General features: G+C 35.4%; 14 protein-coding genes. 7 read left to right on the top strand and 7 right to left on the bottom strand.

Going from position 1 to position 14684, the window contains the following annotated elements; genetic code table 11:
• Nucleotides 1-100 precede the first annotated feature (100 nt).
• Complete coding sequence (locus QZV03_RS09150; RefSeq protein ID WP_296876063.1) at nt 101-1336, top strand: 4Fe-4S binding protein; 1236 nt, start codon at nt 101-103, stop codon at nt 1334-1336.
• A gap of 48 nt (nt 1337-1384) precedes the next feature.
• Here the strand turns inward: QZV03_RS09150 and QZV03_RS09145 are convergent, their stop codons facing one another.
• A complete protein-coding gene (locus QZV03_RS09145) occupies nt 1385-2641 on the bottom strand; it encodes a dihydroorotase family protein (RefSeq protein ID WP_296876062.1) in 1257 nt (418 codons plus the stop codon).
• 80 nt (nt 2642-2721) lie between these two features.
• Between QZV03_RS09145 and QZV03_RS09140 the strand changes: the two genes are divergently transcribed.
• Nucleotides 2722-3816 (top strand): nucleotidyltransferase family protein, encoded by a 1095-nt coding sequence (locus tag QZV03_RS09140; RefSeq protein ID WP_296876061.1) that lies wholly within the window; start codon nt 2722-2724, stop codon nt 3814-3816.
• Here the strand turns inward: QZV03_RS09140 and QZV03_RS09135 are convergent.
• Together QZV03_RS09135 and QZV03_RS09130 are read right to left on the bottom strand one after the other, a co-directional pair.
• Complete coding sequence (locus QZV03_RS09135) at nt 3793-4830, bottom strand: ATPase (RefSeq protein ID WP_296876059.1); 1038 nt, start codon at nt 4828-4830, stop codon at nt 3793-3795. The two genes, QZV03_RS09140 and QZV03_RS09135, sit on opposite strands and share 24 nt — an antisense overlap.
• 68 nt (nt 4831-4898) lie before the next feature.
• On the bottom strand, nt 4899-5129 hold the full coding sequence (locus tag QZV03_RS09130; protein ID WP_296876057.1) for a KEOPS complex subunit Pcc1: 231 nt from the start codon (nt 5127-5129) through the stop codon (nt 4899-4901).
• A gap of 204 nt (nt 5130-5333) precedes the next feature.
• Here QZV03_RS09130 and rplJ point away from each other — a divergent pair, with 204 nt between their 5' ends.
• From rplJ to mfnA, 3 genes are all read left to right on the top strand, one after another.
• On the top strand, nt 5334-5816 hold the full coding sequence (gene rplJ, locus QZV03_RS09125; RefSeq protein WP_296876055.1) for a 50S ribosomal protein L16: 483 nt from the start codon (nt 5334-5336) through the stop codon (nt 5814-5816).
• A 160-nt stretch (nt 5817-5976) separates the two neighbouring features.
• A complete protein-coding gene (gene ppsA, locus QZV03_RS09120) occupies nt 5977-8253 on the top strand; it encodes a phosphoenolpyruvate synthase (protein ID WP_296876053.1) in 2277 nt (758 codons plus the stop codon).
• 57 nt (nt 8254-8310) lie between these two features.
• Nucleotides 8311-9468, top strand: a complete 1158-nt coding sequence (gene mfnA, locus QZV03_RS09115) for a tyrosine decarboxylase MfnA (RefSeq protein WP_296876049.1) — start codon at nt 8311-8313, stop codon at nt 9466-9468.
• Here the strand turns inward: mfnA and QZV03_RS09110 are convergent.
• From QZV03_RS09110 to QZV03_RS09095, 4 genes are all read right to left on the bottom strand, one after another.
• The gene (locus QZV03_RS09110; RefSeq protein WP_296876047.1) at nt 9465-9836 is read right to left on the bottom strand and encodes a dihydroneopterin aldolase family protein; all 372 of its coding nucleotides are present in this window, start codon (nt 9834-9836) and stop codon (nt 9465-9467) included. The two genes, mfnA and QZV03_RS09110, sit on opposite strands and share 4 nt — an antisense overlap.
• On the bottom strand, nt 9826-10563 hold the full coding sequence (locus QZV03_RS09105; RefSeq protein ID WP_296876045.1) for a sortase: 738 nt from the start codon (nt 10561-10563) through the stop codon (nt 9826-9828). The genes QZV03_RS09110 and QZV03_RS09105 overlap by 11 nt, the downstream gene beginning before the upstream one ends.
• Nucleotides 10564-10598: 35 nt before the next feature.
• Nucleotides 10599-11771: a DUF515 domain-containing protein gene (locus QZV03_RS09100; RefSeq protein WP_296876043.1), complete on the bottom strand. Its 1173-nt coding sequence runs from the start codon at nt 11769-11771 to the stop codon at nt 10599-10601.
• A gap of 63 nt (nt 11772-11834) precedes the next feature.
• Complete coding sequence (locus QZV03_RS09095) at nt 11835-12530, bottom strand: archaetidylserine synthase (protein WP_296876041.1); 696 nt, start codon at nt 12528-12530, stop codon at nt 11835-11837.
• Nucleotides 12531-12972: 442 nt separating this feature from the next.
• On the opposite strand from QZV03_RS09095, the gene QZV03_RS09090 reads away from it, so the two are divergent.
• Nucleotides 12973-13590 carry a hypothetical protein gene (locus QZV03_RS09090; RefSeq protein ID WP_296876039.1) on the top strand — a complete coding sequence of 206 codons (618 nt, stop codon included), beginning with the start codon at nt 12973-12975 and terminating at the stop codon, nt 13588-13590.
• A gap of 2 nt (nt 13591-13592) precedes the next feature.
• Nucleotides 13593-14666, top strand: a complete 1074-nt coding sequence (locus QZV03_RS09085; RefSeq protein WP_296876037.1) for a rod shape-determining protein — start codon at nt 13593-13595, stop codon at nt 14664-14666.
• Nucleotides 14667-14684 lie beyond the last annotated feature (18 nt).

Here is a 14684-nt window from a genome sequence, read left to right as displayed (position 1 = left end):
CCCACTCAATGGATAGTCAAATGAGATTAGCTGAAGTAGATATTGTAGACAGTGAAGGAAACCTCATTAAAAAATTCTAAATTTAAGGGGGTTTTTATAGATGATTGTATTTAACGAAGATGGCTGTATTAAATGTGGCGCATGTGAAGGTACTTGCCCTACCTCAGCTATTGATGTAACACCTACTACTATTATTCACTGTGACACTTGTGGCGGTGAACCAAAATGTGCAGATGCTTGCCCTAATGGAGCATTAAAAGTTGAAATGTACGAAATTGCTGAAGGTGTAGAACAAGCAAGATTAGTATTCAACTCAGTATTTTGTGACTCCTGTGGTAAATGTGCAGAAGTTTGTCCACAAGAAACTATCGAAGTCACTGGTGAAAAATTAAAAGAAGTAGAAGGATTCTGTGTAATGTGTCAAAAATGTGTTGAAATTTGTCCAGTTGATGTTATCGGTATTCCTGGTGTTTGCGAACCTAAAGAATACGAACTCGATCTTAAAGGAAAAGGTCCTGTATACATCGCTGACTGTGTTGGATGTGGAACTTGTGTAGATCCTTGTCCTGTAAATGCAATTACTCTTGACGAAGTAGGAAGTCCTATTACTGTAAATGATGATTGTATCAGATGCGGATTATGTTCACAAACCTGTCCATGGAACGCAATTTACATTGCTGAAAAAGTACCTGTTAAACGTACTAAAGAAATTGAATCATTCACTTTCGACGCAGCTAAATGTATCGGATGTAACACTTGTGTAGAAGCATGTCCTGGAGATTTCATTACTGCAAACAGTGCTACCTTAACTGTTGCAATCCCTAGTGTATGTGCTGCATGTGGTTTATGTGTAAAATTATGTCCTGTTGATGCATTAGACATCAATGTTGAATGGGGTGAAGGTGCTCCTGTGGATGCTGAAGGTATTGGCCGTGACGCTGAAAAATGTGACTTCATCGGTGCTTGTGCTAACAAATGTCCTACAGAAGCAATTCGTGTAGTAACTAAAACTGGTATGTTATGCCCAGCTTTAGAAGAAACCGATTCAGAACCTTCATTCACTAGCTGTATTAGATGTGGTGCTTGTGCATCTGTCTGTGGTAATGACGCTTTAAACGTCGGTACTATTGAATTAGAAATCGACGGCGAAACTGTTACAAGAGACAGAATCGAATTCAACCCATCTAAATGTGACGCATGTGGTGACTGTATAGAAGCATGTCCATACGATATGCTCCACAAATCAGATAATCCTAAATTACCAATTGCAGGATTCTGTACTTTATGTGGTCAATGTATGGAAGCTTGTCCGGAAGACGCTTTATGCTATAAATAGGTGGAAACACACACCTATTTATTTCTTATTTTTTTTTTTAAAAATTAGTTATAATTTATCCATTATTACTTTTCCATTGACTATTGTCATTATTGGTGTTCCTTGATATTCCCAACCGTCAAATGGAGAGTATTCTGCTTTTGTCTTAAATTCTTCAATATTGAATTTGCCTGTTTTTTTCATATCAATTACAGTAAAATCGGCATCATATCCGACCTTGATTTTTCCTTTATTTTCAAGACAGTATACTTTTGATGAGTTTTCGCTGAAGATTTTTGGAATGATGTCAAATGAGATGTTTCCTCTGTTTACTTCGGTTAATAAGAGCGGAACCACTGTTTCAAGATTTGGAATTCCAGGTGATGATGCCCAGGTTCCCTTTGTTTTGTCTTCAAGTGTGTGAGGGGCATGGTCGGTTCCGATAATGGAGGTCTCATCCAAATCACTTATGCTGATGCTGTCCTCTGCAGGTCTTAGTGGTGGATTTGTTTTTATGAATGTGTCATGTATATTGTATGCAGTATTGTCAAGCAGTAAATGATGGGGTGTAAATTCCCAACTTACAGGCATGGTTTTACTTGCACTTTTGGCCATACTTAATGATTTTCTTGAACTTAGATGGCAGATATGCAAACGCAAATCATTTGCCCTTGCAAGCTCAATTGCCTGGCTTACAGATTCGTCTTCAGAGCGGGTAGGTCTTGCATATGTGTAGTCGATTGCAGGATTTTCATCTTTTTCTTGTAATCTTGTGGTTTCGGCTTCAACAATGGATTTTTTCTCACAGTGTGTTGCAACAAGTCCATTATAATCTGTGGTTTGCTTTAATATTGATAAATCATGGAATATTTTCTCTAGACTTTCATCACTTTCCAAATCCATAAACACCTTGACTGATATCGGATCAAGTTTCATCATCTTTTCCATTTCCTCAAGGCTGTTGTGTCCAATCTGAAGTTTGAAGTTTACAACGGACTTGTTCCTGGCTATCTGCATTTTTTCCTTAAGTGCCTTGTAGGTATTTGTCTTTGGCAGTGTATTTGGCATGTCAATTACAGTTGTAAATCCTCCATTTGCAGCGGCCTCGCTTCCTGTTTTAAAATCTTCCTTTTGGGTTAATCCAGGGTCTCTGAAATGAATGTGGGGATCGATAAAACCTGGCAGAACAAAATTGTCTTTCATATCAATTGTATCGTCCGCTTTTATTGTGCTTTTTGAAATGTCTGAAATTTTTCCGTCTTCGACCTTTATGTAATAGTGGCCGGTCTCGTTTACTAGTCTGCAATTTTTCAAAACCAAATCCATGATTATCACCTTATTTTCATATTTGTTATTCATATTCTTAAAAGATAACTTTTTTTAATTTAAAAAATAAATTTTTTATTATGGCTCAAGTTTCAGATATTCTTAAAAGGGATAAAGAATTATTCTATAATGATTTTCATATGGAAAGCGAAATTTCAGACACATCTTCAGATTGCATTTTGGTGTCTGATTTCACTGAGTATAATCCTTTACACAACGGTCATTTTCATTGCATGAAAACTGCAAAAGGTATGTTTGATGAATCGTTATTTGTAGCAATTGTGCCAGGGTTATTTGAGAGAAGTGGCAGAGGTATACCATATATATTGCCAAGGGAAATCAGGGCAGAAATTGCAATTTCAGTTGGTGCAGACATTGTTGTTGAAGGTCCTCCGATGGGGATTATGGGATCCGGCCAATACTCATTATGCCTATGTAAGATGTTTCAGGCATTGAACACCGATTATATTCCTAGGGGATACAAACCGGTTGATGGAATGGATGAGATATTGAAAAGAATAAATATGGGCCATCACATTGCTTCAAAACCATATAAGATTGTTGATAAGACCAGCCATGAAACCATTATGAAAGGAAAGCTTGAGGAAGACAATTACGTTATCACTTCATTTTCAAACTCTTTAAGTAAAATCGGCTTTGACTATAAGGAAAAATTCATATTTGTCCAAAGGATTGAAGGAGTGAGCGGCACCCTGATACGTGAAAGTATCCAGAAGGATAATTTTGATGATGTTATGGACATGATGCCTCAAAAGACCATTGAAGTTCTGAAACGTGAAATAAAAAGGGACGGAATTATTTTTGGCATTCGTGATGAGGAAGCTATTTTAAACACCGCAAATAATTTTACCTTTGAGGAATTGGCAGAATTAAACATGTTCAATGAAAGGCTTGCCCGAAATATTGTTGATAACAGGCCTTATGATGATTTGGAAAAACTTGAAAAGTCAATATTGCAGGGATTTTCTTCTCACTTTAAACAAAGAATAATGAGCATACTCGAAAATCCAATTCCAAAAGAAGTAATTTCACAATATATAGAAAAGTATCCGTCAAATATTCGGATATTGGGTTATAAAAATAAAAACAGTTTAGAAAAATTAAAAGAAAAAGTCAAGCATGAAAAGATTTCATACTTGAGCAGGCGGATTTAACATACTATTTATAACATTTTGTGGGTTTGAAAGTGCATATACTGCATCCATGAATGTTGGGTATGTAGCATTTAATGTGAATACATAAATTAAATAGTATATTACAATCAAGATTACAATAATTAATACAATTGTTAAGAGAATGTCAACAACATTCATTGGTTCTTTTTCTTCCTGATAGTTCAAGTTGTGGATATTCTTATCCTTGACTTCTTTGCCACCTTTTGATTCAGCTAAAATTTCCGCCCTGATTCTTGCTTCCATTTCTTCTGGTGTTTCATTTCTAGGTGGTTGTTCTTTGAGAGGTCTTTCCCTAGGAGGATATTCTTTTCTTGTTAAAGATCCGAATTGTTCTTCATCTTTAGCGAGTTGTTCTCCTAAAGGAACTTCATTTTCATCGAAATATAAATCATCTAAATATCTTTCATATTTGTCCTCTAATTCCATTCTGGCACTGGTTGGCTGTGGTTCATATGAATGGTCAGGATAAATGTATTCCTGTGCTTGTTGAGGTTGTGGTGCAACTTGTGGTTCCGGAGCAACAGGAGCTTGTGGTGCAACTTGTGGTTCCGGAGCAATAGGTGCTTGTTCTACCCTTTGAGGTTGAATAGGTTCATTTTCTTGCATGTAGGATGTTTCAAGACTTCCTTCATATTGGATATTGTCCTTTATGTTATATGGAGAATCGTCACGAATTTGTTTGATTTCCTGAACTGGTTCAACAGGTTCAGGAGCTTGAGGTATCTCTTCAACAGCAGGTTTGGTTTGGTATATGCTTTCATCAACTGGTTGTTTGTTGAGTCTTACAGGTTCGGTTCTTACAGGTTCTTGAACAACTTCCTGTTGAGCAGGTTTATTTGAGCTGTTGTCTATTCCAAGACCTACAATTTTTTCCAAACATTCTTTACAGTAAATTTTACCGGCTATTTCTAAACCGCATTCTTTACAAATTGATTTTCCACATATGGCACAGGTGTCTGTACCGTCTCTATCAGGATGATAATAACATTCCATAAATTACACTCTCTAACAAATTAATTATATTAGTTTATATATATTTATTTTTATTTATATAAAAGTTTTCATTGTTTAGTCTTATCGATGATTTTTTCAACAACAATTTCGGAAGCGATTAAATCATCAACAGTTGCCAGAAATGTCCCTAACTTTTCACTATTGATTTGATAGTCTATGGATTTGTCATTTAATTCGGATTCCAGATAATTTTCATTGTCCACTTCTAGAGATTCATACACAAGTTTTGCATCATCTTCACTTTTATATATAAATTGCAGATCACCACTTATCTTCATAAAGTATAGTATGTTATTTCATATCTAAAATATTTGTTGTGGCAAAAATTTTGAAAATATGGTAACCTTTATTAATAACTTAATCAATATATTTAAGTATTCTATTATATTACGATATAATTTTTATATAGCTATTGTGGAAAATTTATTATTTTTAGCTATTTTTAATTAATAACATGTTATGTTAACTTTGGAGGAATAATTATGGTTCGTGCTTATACTAGAAGAGATTATATTAGAAAAACCCCAAATTCAAGAATTGTACAATATGATATGGGAAACTTAAAAGATGAATTTCCAGTATCATTAAGTTTAGCTGTTAAAAAACCAGCTCAAATTAGACACAACTCTTTAGAAGCAGCAAGGATTGCTTCTAACAGATTAATGCAAAGAGCTGCAGGAAGAATGGGATACCACTTAAAATTAAGAGTATACCCTCACCAAATCGTAAGGGAAAACCCAATGGCTACCGGTGCAGGTGCGGATAGGGTACAAAGTGGTATGAGAAACGCTTTCGGTAAACCTATCAGTGTTGAAGCTATTGTTAAAAAAGGTCAAAGGATTATTACCATTGACTGTAACGCTAAAAACTTTGAAGAAGCAAAAGTTGCACTCAAAAGAGCAGGTATGAAATTACCAGTTCCTTGCAAAATTGTTGTCGACAAAGGCGAAGATTTAATCAAATAGATTTTTTAATCTATTCTTTTTTTACTCTTTTTTTCATCTCATTTTATTTCAACATTTTTTTCATTAAATATTTAAACATTGAAAATCATATTAAAATATAATATTGACTATTTTTTATATTGTCAATGTATGAATATTTTTAATTCAAGAGGTCTATCTCATGTATGTTAAAAAATTTGAGGAATTAAGTAAATCCGATATTGGTATTGCAGGTGGAAAAGGTGCTAATTTAGGTGAATTAACCCAAGCTGGCATTCCAGTACCACCAGGTTTTGTTGTAACTGCGCAAGCTTATGAATATTTCATGAATGAGGCAGGAATCAATGATAAGGTCATGAGCATCCTTGATGCAATTGATATTAATGATACTAAAGCTCTTCAAGCTGCTGCCGAAGACATTAAAAAAATCATTATTGATTCTCCTATTCCAGATGATTTAGTATTATTTATCCGTGAATATTATAATGAATTATGTCAAAGAGTCGGTGAAGAAGACACTGATGTAGCTATCAGATCCTCAGCTACCGCTGAAGACTTGCCTGAAGCTTCATTTGCAGGTCAACAAGACACTTTTCTACACGTGTCCGGAGATGATGAGGTAATTGAATACATCAGAAAATGTTGGGCATCATTGTTTGAAGCAAGAGCAATCTTTTACAGGGAAGAAAATAACTTTGAACATTCCAAAGTATACATTGCAGTTGTTGTTCAAAAAATGGCTAATGCAGACAAAGCTGGTGTAATGTTTACCGTAAATCCATCAACTGGTGAAGAAATTGCTTTAATTGAAGGATCATGGGGACTCGGTGAATCTGTAGTATCCGGTGATGTAACTCCTGATAACTATCAAGTTGACAAAAAGGACAATGAAATCGTCAATGTCACAATCAGTGATAAAAAAGTAATGTACACCAACGATGAAAACGGAACCAGTGTCAAAGTTGAAGTTCCTGAAGAAAAAAGAAAAGAAAGAGTATTGTCAGATGATGAACTCATTGAATTGACCGAAATGGGTAAAAGGGTACAAGCTCACTACGGTGAACCAATGGATACCGAATGGGCATTTGAAAAAGACATGCTTTTCTTATTACAAGCAAGACCAATCACCACTCTTGGTGATGTTGTAGCTGAAGACGACGATGAAGCATCAGATTTAGGTGATGTTTTAGTAAGAGGTCTTGGAGCAAGCCCTGGTATGGCTGCAGGTAAAGTCAAAATCGTTATGGATATCGATGAGTTAGATAAGATTAAAGATGGAGACATCATGGTTACCACAATGACCACTCCTGATATGGTGCCTGCTATGAGAAGAGCAAGCGGTATCGTAACTGATGAAGGTGGAGTAACCTGTCACGCTTCAATTATTTCAAGAGAACTTGGTATTCCTTGTGTTGTAGGAACCGGTGATGCAACATCTACCTTAGAAGAAAACTCAGGAGTAACCCTTGACGGTAAAAAAGGATTAGTATTTGATGGAATCTCTGAAGCTAAAGAAGAACCTGTAGCAGTGGCAGGTACTGTTGAAGCAGCACCAATTATTACTGTAACAGAAGTTAAAGCTAATGTAAGTATGCCTGAAGCAGCTGAAAGGGCAGCAGCAACAGGTGCAGACGGTGTTGGACTTTTAAGAACCGAACACTTAATGTTAACTTCCGGTATTCACCCAGGTAAATTCATTGCTGACGGAAGAGAAGACGAGTTAATCGACACTATTGCAGACAATGTTCAAATTGTAGCAGACGCATTCTATCCAAAACCAGTATGGTACAGAACCCTTGATGCACCTACCGATGAGTTTATCACTTTAGAAGGTGGGGAAAACGAACCTAGGGAACACAACCCAATGCTCGGTTGGAGAGGAATCAGAAGGGAACTCGATCAACCTGAAATTCTTAAATGTGAATTCAAAGCTATTAAAAAATTGCACGAAAAAGGATACACCAACATTGGAATCATGATTCCTTTATCACAAAACCCAGAAGAGCTCAAACAGGCTAAGGCTTTATGTTCTTCAATCGGATTTGAACCTCACAAAGATGTTGACTTTGGTATGATGGTTGAAATTCCAGCAGCTGCAATCATGATTGACGAGTACATCAAAATCGGTTTGGACTTTGTAAGTTTAGGAACCAATGACTTGACTCAATACACTCTTGCTGTTGACAGAAACAACGAGTTTGTAGCAAAACACTACTCTGAAGAACACCCTGCAGTAATGAAACTGATTGAAAGAACAATCAGAAAATGTGCTGAAGCGGGTGTCACATGCAGTATCTGTGGTCAAGCAGGTAGTGTGCCTCACATTGTTGAAAAACTTGTAGAGTTTGGAATCACAAGTGTATCATCAAATACCGATGCTATTGCTGATGTGAGAAAAACTGTTGCACGTGCTGAACAAAAAATTATTCTCGATGCTGCTCGTAAGCGTATCGAATAATTTTATTTTTTCTTTTTTTTAATTTTATTTTTATATTTTAATTAATTAGGTTATTTTATGGACGATAAACCAGTAGATAAGAAGATTATTCTCGAGGAATTGGAGGAATTGCATAAGTTGGATTATGATTATGCAGATGGTAGGATTTTGGGATCAATGTGTACTGAAGCACATCCATTTGCTAAGGAAGTCTATTGTAAATTCCTGGATACCAATTTAGGGGACCCTGGTCTTTTCAGGGGAACCAAAACAATTGAGAAAAAGGTCATAGAATCTATTGGGAAAATGTTGTCTTTGGACAATGCCTATGGTAATATTGTTACTGGTGGAACCGAAGCAAATTTAATGGCAATACGTGCTGCAAGAAATCATGCAAGGAAATATAAGGGAATAACTGATGGTGAAATAATCATTCCTGATTCCGCTCATTTTTCTTTTAAAAAAGCGGCCGATATGTTGAATTTGAAAATTGTGGAAGCCAAACTTGATGACAATTATAAAATTGATGTTGAATCCGTAAAAAGGGCTATATCTTCCAAAACTGTAGCTATTGTGGCAATTGCCGGAACAACTGAGTTGGGATTAATCGATCCAATAGAGGAAATTTCAAAAATTGCTTTTGAAAACAATATATATTTCCATGTTGATGCTGCATTCGGTGGATTTTCAATCCCTTTCTTAAGAGAATCCGGTTATGATTTGCCCGTTTTTGACTTTTCACTTGAGGGAGTCTGTTCAATAACTGTTGACCCTCACAAGATGGGTCTGGCTCCGATTCCTGCGGGGGGAATAATTTTCAGACGTGAAGAGTATCTTGATGTCATGGCTGTTGATTCGCCATATCTGACAGTCAAAACTCAATCCACAATTGTTGGAACCCGTTTGGGTGCCTCATCCGCCGCAACTTATGCCATAATGAAATATTTCGGAAAAGAAGGTTATTTCAAACTTATTAAGAGGTTGATGGATGATACAATGTTTTTTTATGAAAACTTGAAAAAATTAGGTTATGAAATCGTCTGTGAACCTGAACTGAATATTGTTGCCTTTAATCATCCTGATATGGATGCGAATGTTTTGGCAGAAAAATTAGAAAATTTAGGATGGAAAGTTTCCGTTGCAAAATGTCCGGTTGCCATCCGTGTTGTTTTAATGAATCACATTAAAAGAAATCATTTGGAAGAGTTGTTAAAAGATTTAAAGGATATTTTTTAATCCTTGATATCTTCAACATACATCAATGGGTAGTTTAACTCTTCGATGAATTCTATTCTTATGACTGCAACCACATCATCTACTTTTGTATGTATTTTAACATCCAGCATGTCTCCGGTAAGGGATGTGTAGTCGAATTCAGTCATTGCCTCTTCCAGCTTGTCGAATCTTATTTTGACTTCAACCTTTTCAATAGCAGGTTGCAGATTTAAAGATTCTTCCATTGCCTTTTCAAGGCTTTCCTTTGTATTTTTATTGACAGGTGTTCCTACAAACTGGTGGAACAGTGCGCCCATGCTTATTGCGCCTTCAAATATTGCCCTTTCACGGGTTGTTATATTTGAAAAGTATTTTTCATCAACCTCCATTCCATGCACCTCCATTTAAAAACATAATCTTATCGTAAATTTGTTCGGATGGGATTGGATGTATGCAACAGAATAAAAGAATTGCAAAAATAATCAGTACACATGCCAGAATGTATATTCTGTTGTCTTTAGGATAAAGGAAACTGAATATCAGTCCGATAACCAAAAATATTACAGTGATTATAAGGGCATTTGATGCCTGTGGATTGCTTTGCATAGCTAGCGTATTGATAGGGCCTTGTTCAATCAGTGTTCCCTGAACTATCATTCTGTTTTCTGTTGACCCAATCGGATCGCAGGTTATCAGATAGACTGTGTTTGCCCCTTCCGCATTCAGTTGATATGTTGCAGGCACGATTTGTGTACTTACAACACTATACTTCAATTCTCCAATTCCTGGCCATTCAAGCAGAAATGTGTCTCCATTTCCCAGTTCGTTCAATCTTAGGAACGGTGAGCCCTGAAGTGTCCTATGCCCATACAATATGACTGGATCTTGGGTTGGCACATTTTCTCCAGGATCACTTAATACGCCCAGATTCAATGATTCTGTGTTAATTTGTTCGTCAACACCTATTGAAGGGATTAAAATTTTGGGAGTGTCAATAGGGTTACTATTTTCAACAGCCACTTTTGTTGAAAAATAGTTTACCTCCCCCATTGCATATAATCCTATAATCAGTAAACAAATTATAACAATTATAGTGGATATTGTTGGTTTATTCATAATATCATTTTTGTTATTCTACTATTAAATTATTTTTAATTTTGGTATGTTTCACTGATTTCACTCACCATCCAGTCAGGTGCTTCAGAAGTTGGAATGGTCAATACGATATTGTCCATGTTTTCCAGAAGATAATTGACCTTGTCCTGCGGCGTTTCAACCAAAAGCATATACTGTGCATCCAAATCTCCCAGATTTATCTGCCTTTCATAGTTTGACAGTTTTACTCCATAGTCTTCAAGCATTTTAAATGTCTTGTCCTCATCATATCCATTGACGATCGATGCCTTTATCAATTCCAGGACATCTGATGAAAAGCTTTTTGTGTTTTCATGAGGATTGGTCATGTTTCCTTCAACTCTCATTTTGGATTTGGAATATTCGGAATCGATTTCACCGTTTTCCTCATATCTCATGATGGATAGGACTGTGCATCCGCTTATTTCGGGGGATGTTGAATTTGTCTCATTTCCATATGTTGAGTTATGGTTGGTGTAGATGTCGACAATGCTTCCTACACTCACAAGTCCGGCTCCCGCCTGAAGTCTTGAAACCAGTATTGGTACTGAAACCGTATTTGGCTCTTCAAACTTCATCTGTGATAGGATTGTTGCATCATTTGCATTGACAACTTCCATGGCTTTAGCAATTGGCATTATCACGTTTTTGCTCTCATTTTCATAAACTGCCATTGTCCTGTTGTATTTGTCCTGGTTCAGGTTGATGGACTTTTTATGAAATTCTCTCCAGTCCTTGGTTGCTGGTGCAATGATATTTGTCGCTTCGACTTCTTCAGGAGTTTTGGCATCATTGATTTTGTTTTCCAATATGAAAGCATTTTCTGATGTTGCAATTCCTCCTGAGTACAGGTCATGAAGCTCGTTTAGCTTTGTTGTTTTTGCAAGTGACAGCTGTTCCTGTGAGGGTTCGTAAATTATGAAATAGTATGCTGAAATTATCAGTGTCATCACGATTATTGTCGTTATTATAACACCTATTTTTCTTTTTTTCTCATCATCACTTATGTCAATTGATTTTGGGGATAAATAAACACCAATTTTGTGGTTTAATTTTTTCAATGGTGTCAATTCATCGTGTTCTTCTTTTTTGGTTGGCTTTTGAAGTTCATTGGTCATCTGTTTTTTCAGTTCCCGTGTCTCTTCAAAACCCTTCGGATAAAGTGGATCACGCGGTCTGTCGGTATTCATTTTAAATACTCCTAATTTTTTTTTGGTTTGATGGTTAATTTAATCAATAGGAGCAATTTTTGCTTAATGTTTAATTAAATTAATTAGAAGGTAGTAAAGACAGAATAACAGTAATATTAGTGCTGGAATGTTTATATTGAATAATATCAGGTTGATTGGTAAAATCAGCAATATTATCAATACTGCGGATATTGCAATTAATGCCATATTGTCGAATTTAGGATATCTGATGTTGCAAATCATCAAAAATGAGATGATGATGCTCAGTACCAGTGCAATGTAGGGATTGTACAATCCGCTTAGGTAAAATGTGGCAAGGACAAATGAAATTCCAGGAATTGGAAATCCAATGAAATCAGAGGAATTGATTTTATCCGAAATTACATTATATCTTGTCAACCTTAGAACTCCACAAATGACAATTAATAGGCTGATAACAATTACTATTGTCTGGAAAATGCCTGGGGTGGTGTTTGTGCAACTGTAAAGAAATACTGCAGGTGCTACTCCGAATGAAACGATGTCCGATAGTGAATCGATGTTTTTCCCGAAGCCAAATTCGTCCTGTCTATTTGTTTTTCTTGCTACCCAACCATCAGCAGAGTCAAACATGATTGCAATGATCATAAGGGTTGCAGCTAGTTTGAAGTCATTGTTTATTGAACTTAGAATTGATAAAAACCCTGAACTCATATTCAGTAGGGATATGATGTCGGATATTGCAATAAAACTTTTCATTTTAGTGTTAATGTCATGCATTTTTAACTCCAAATATTACTATATATTTCATTTCTTATTAATGTTGGGTTTTATTTTACCTAATTTTTACTTATTTTTTAATTTATTGATACTAACTTATTATTTTTAGGTCTGTTTTAAAATTGTTCAAAATATCCTATTTTTACCATATTTTTCAACTTATTTTATATTTTAATTTGATAATTATGTTTTATAAATTATTTATAAGCATTTTTTCAATTTTTTTTAAAAAAAGTCCATTAAAAGACAAAATATATATAATAATATTTTTAATAAATATTAATTGTTAGACGTTATTAACCATCAATAAATTTCTTGATTTCGTATTGAATTGGGGAATTATTGCTCAAAATTCAATAAAATCAAATTCAATTTATTGCATGTTAAAAATAGTTTGTATTAAAAGTTTGTGAGTAGTTAAATGATTGAAGAAAAGATACGCATGCTCAGACAGGCCGCAATGGTCGCATCCGATGAAAACTATGAAGTTGAAAAGTATTGGTGTGTTATTGCAGGTAATGTTGAATTGATAGATGAAATGGCATATAAGGCTATTGCATCAAATCATGAAGTAAAAATATTGTTTAGGGAGCATGTTATCTTAAATGAGGGCAAGATAGATAAGAAATTTGATTTTATCATGCTTCATGGAACTGCTTATAGATTAAGTGAATTCAAAGCTGAAGCTGAAAAGAAGGGTGGTGCATACATCCAAGTTTCAAAACGCCATCTTTCAAAAGAACCAAACTTGATGATATTGGTTGCGCCTGATGATGTAATCAGGAATGTTGTTTCTGCAATTGAGAAATCAAAAATATCTATTTCAATCTCACAGGAATCACAGACTACTGGATTTATTAATATAGACATAAGTAACGAGGTTAAATTACCAAACTTTGTTAAATCTGTCCTCAAACCATTTTATAATGCAAATGAAGTGGTTTTATCAGCGATATTGATGTCTGTTGAAAAGGAGGCAATGGTTAATAAAGTTCAAAGTATAGCTACATCTAATAGAGTTTTCGTTATCGATTTTAGAGACATTGTAACGGAGGATTAATCATGAATATTTTTGGAAATGAAGATGAAGAACCACAAACTGAAGACACTAAAATCATTAGTAACAGTTTAGGAATAGATTTAGGAACTTTAAATACAGTAATTGCAAAACCGTCAGGTGACAAATTTGACTTATATCAAATTCCATCTGTTGTTGCAGTTAAAAAAGACGATCCTGCTGAAGTATTAGCAGTGGGTGAAGAAGCTAAAAAAATGCTTGGAAGAACTCCTGAAGACATTTTAGCAGTAAGGCCTTTGAAAAAAGGAGTTATTGAAAATGTTGTACAGGCACAGGCATTACTCATAAAAGCAATGCAAATTGGTATTAATGAAGGTGAAACTGTAGGAAGAATCGTTATCGGTATTCCTGGTGATGCATCTGAAGTGGAAAAAAATGCTGCTGAAGAAATCGGAAGGAAAGCTGGTGCACAAAACATTCTTGTAATCAGTGAAGGACTTGCAGCAGCTATCGGTGCAGGTTTGCCAATCGCAGAACCAAACGGTACTATGGTTGTGGATATCGGTGCAGGTTCAACTGATATTGTAATCATTTCCCTTGGTGGTATTAATGATATTGAAACCGTTAGATGTGGTGGAGATGACGTTGATAACAAAATCGTAGAACTTGTAGCAGAAAAATACGATGTAGCTATTGGTATTCATGATGCAGAATCCGCGAAAATCGAAGTTGGAATGGTGCACTGTTCCGAACAACTTGAAAACTTAAGTGTTGAAATCATTGGTAAATCCTTAGAAACCAATAGACCTAAAAAAGTTGTCATCGATTCAATGCTCGTTGCTGATGCAGTAGAACCATTCATGCAACAAATTGTTGATGGTTTGAATGTTATTTTAGAAAGATTATCTCCGGAATTAATGATGGGTGTTTACAATAACGCCGTTGCTGTTGGTGGAAGCTCAAGACTTCGTGGATTAAAAGAAAGAATCTTTGATGAGATTGCTATACCAATAGAAATTTCCGAAGACCCAATGACTGTTGTAGCAAAAGGTACTGCAATCGTTGCTGCAGAACCGTTAGCTTTAGAACCTGAAGTCCGTCTTAGGGCTATGAAATAAATTTATTTTATTTCATCT

The organism is uncultured Methanobrevibacter sp. (assembly GCF_902788255.1).
Lineage (GTDB): Archaea > Methanobacteriota > Methanobacteria > Methanobacteriales > Methanobacteriaceae > Methanocatella.
The sequence above is the reverse complement of the archived record's forward strand: the minus strand, read 5'-3'. Positions and strand labels throughout refer to the sequence as shown.

Excerpts from the sequence above, each read along its gene's own strand:
- QZV03_RS09105 (WP_296876045.1), bottom strand. The coding sequence starts at position 10,563 with ATGAATAAACCAACAATATCCACTATAATTGTTATAATTTGTTTACTG.
- QZV03_RS09140 (WP_296876061.1), top strand. The coding sequence starts at position 2,722 with ATGGCTCAAGTTTCAGATATTCTTAAAAGGGATAAAGAATTATTCTAT.
- QZV03_RS09135 (WP_296876059.1), bottom strand. The coding sequence starts at position 4,830 with ATGGAATGTTATTATCATCCTGATAGAGACGGTACAGACACCTGTGCC.
- QZV03_RS09100 (WP_296876043.1), bottom strand. The coding sequence starts at position 11,771 with ATGAATACCGACAGACCGCGTGATCCACTTTATCCGAAGGGTTTTGAA.
- ppsA (WP_296876053.1), top strand. The coding sequence starts at position 5,977 with ATGTATGTTAAAAAATTTGAGGAATTAAGTAAATCCGATATTGGTATT.
- rplJ (WP_296876055.1), top strand. The coding sequence starts at position 5,334 with ATGGTTCGTGCTTATACTAGAAGAGATTATATTAGAAAAACCCCAAAT.
- QZV03_RS09130 (WP_296876057.1), bottom strand. The coding sequence starts at position 5,129 with ATGAAGATAAGTGGTGATCTGCAATTTATATATAAAAGTGAAGATGAT.
- QZV03_RS09085 (WP_296876037.1), top strand. The coding sequence starts at position 13,593 with ATGAATATTTTTGGAAATGAAGATGAAGAACCACAAACTGAAGACACT.
- mfnA (WP_296876049.1), top strand. The coding sequence starts at position 8,311 with ATGGACGATAAACCAGTAGATAAGAAGATTATTCTCGAGGAATTGGAG.
- QZV03_RS09150 (WP_296876063.1), top strand. The coding sequence starts at position 101 with ATGATTGTATTTAACGAAGATGGCTGTATTAAATGTGGCGCATGTGAA.
- QZV03_RS09095 (WP_296876041.1), bottom strand. The coding sequence starts at position 12,530 with ATGCATGACATTAACACTAAAATGAAAAGTTTTATTGCAATATCCGAC.
- QZV03_RS09090 (WP_296876039.1), top strand. The coding sequence starts at position 12,973 with ATGCTCAGACAGGCCGCAATGGTCGCATCCGATGAAAACTATGAAGTT.
- QZV03_RS09110 (WP_296876047.1), bottom strand. The coding sequence starts at position 9,836 with ATGGAGGTTGATGAAAAATACTTTTCAAATATAACAACCCGTGAAAGG.
- QZV03_RS09145 (WP_296876062.1), bottom strand. The coding sequence starts at position 2,641 with ATGGATTTGGTTTTGAAAAATTGCAGACTAGTAAACGAGACCGGCCAC.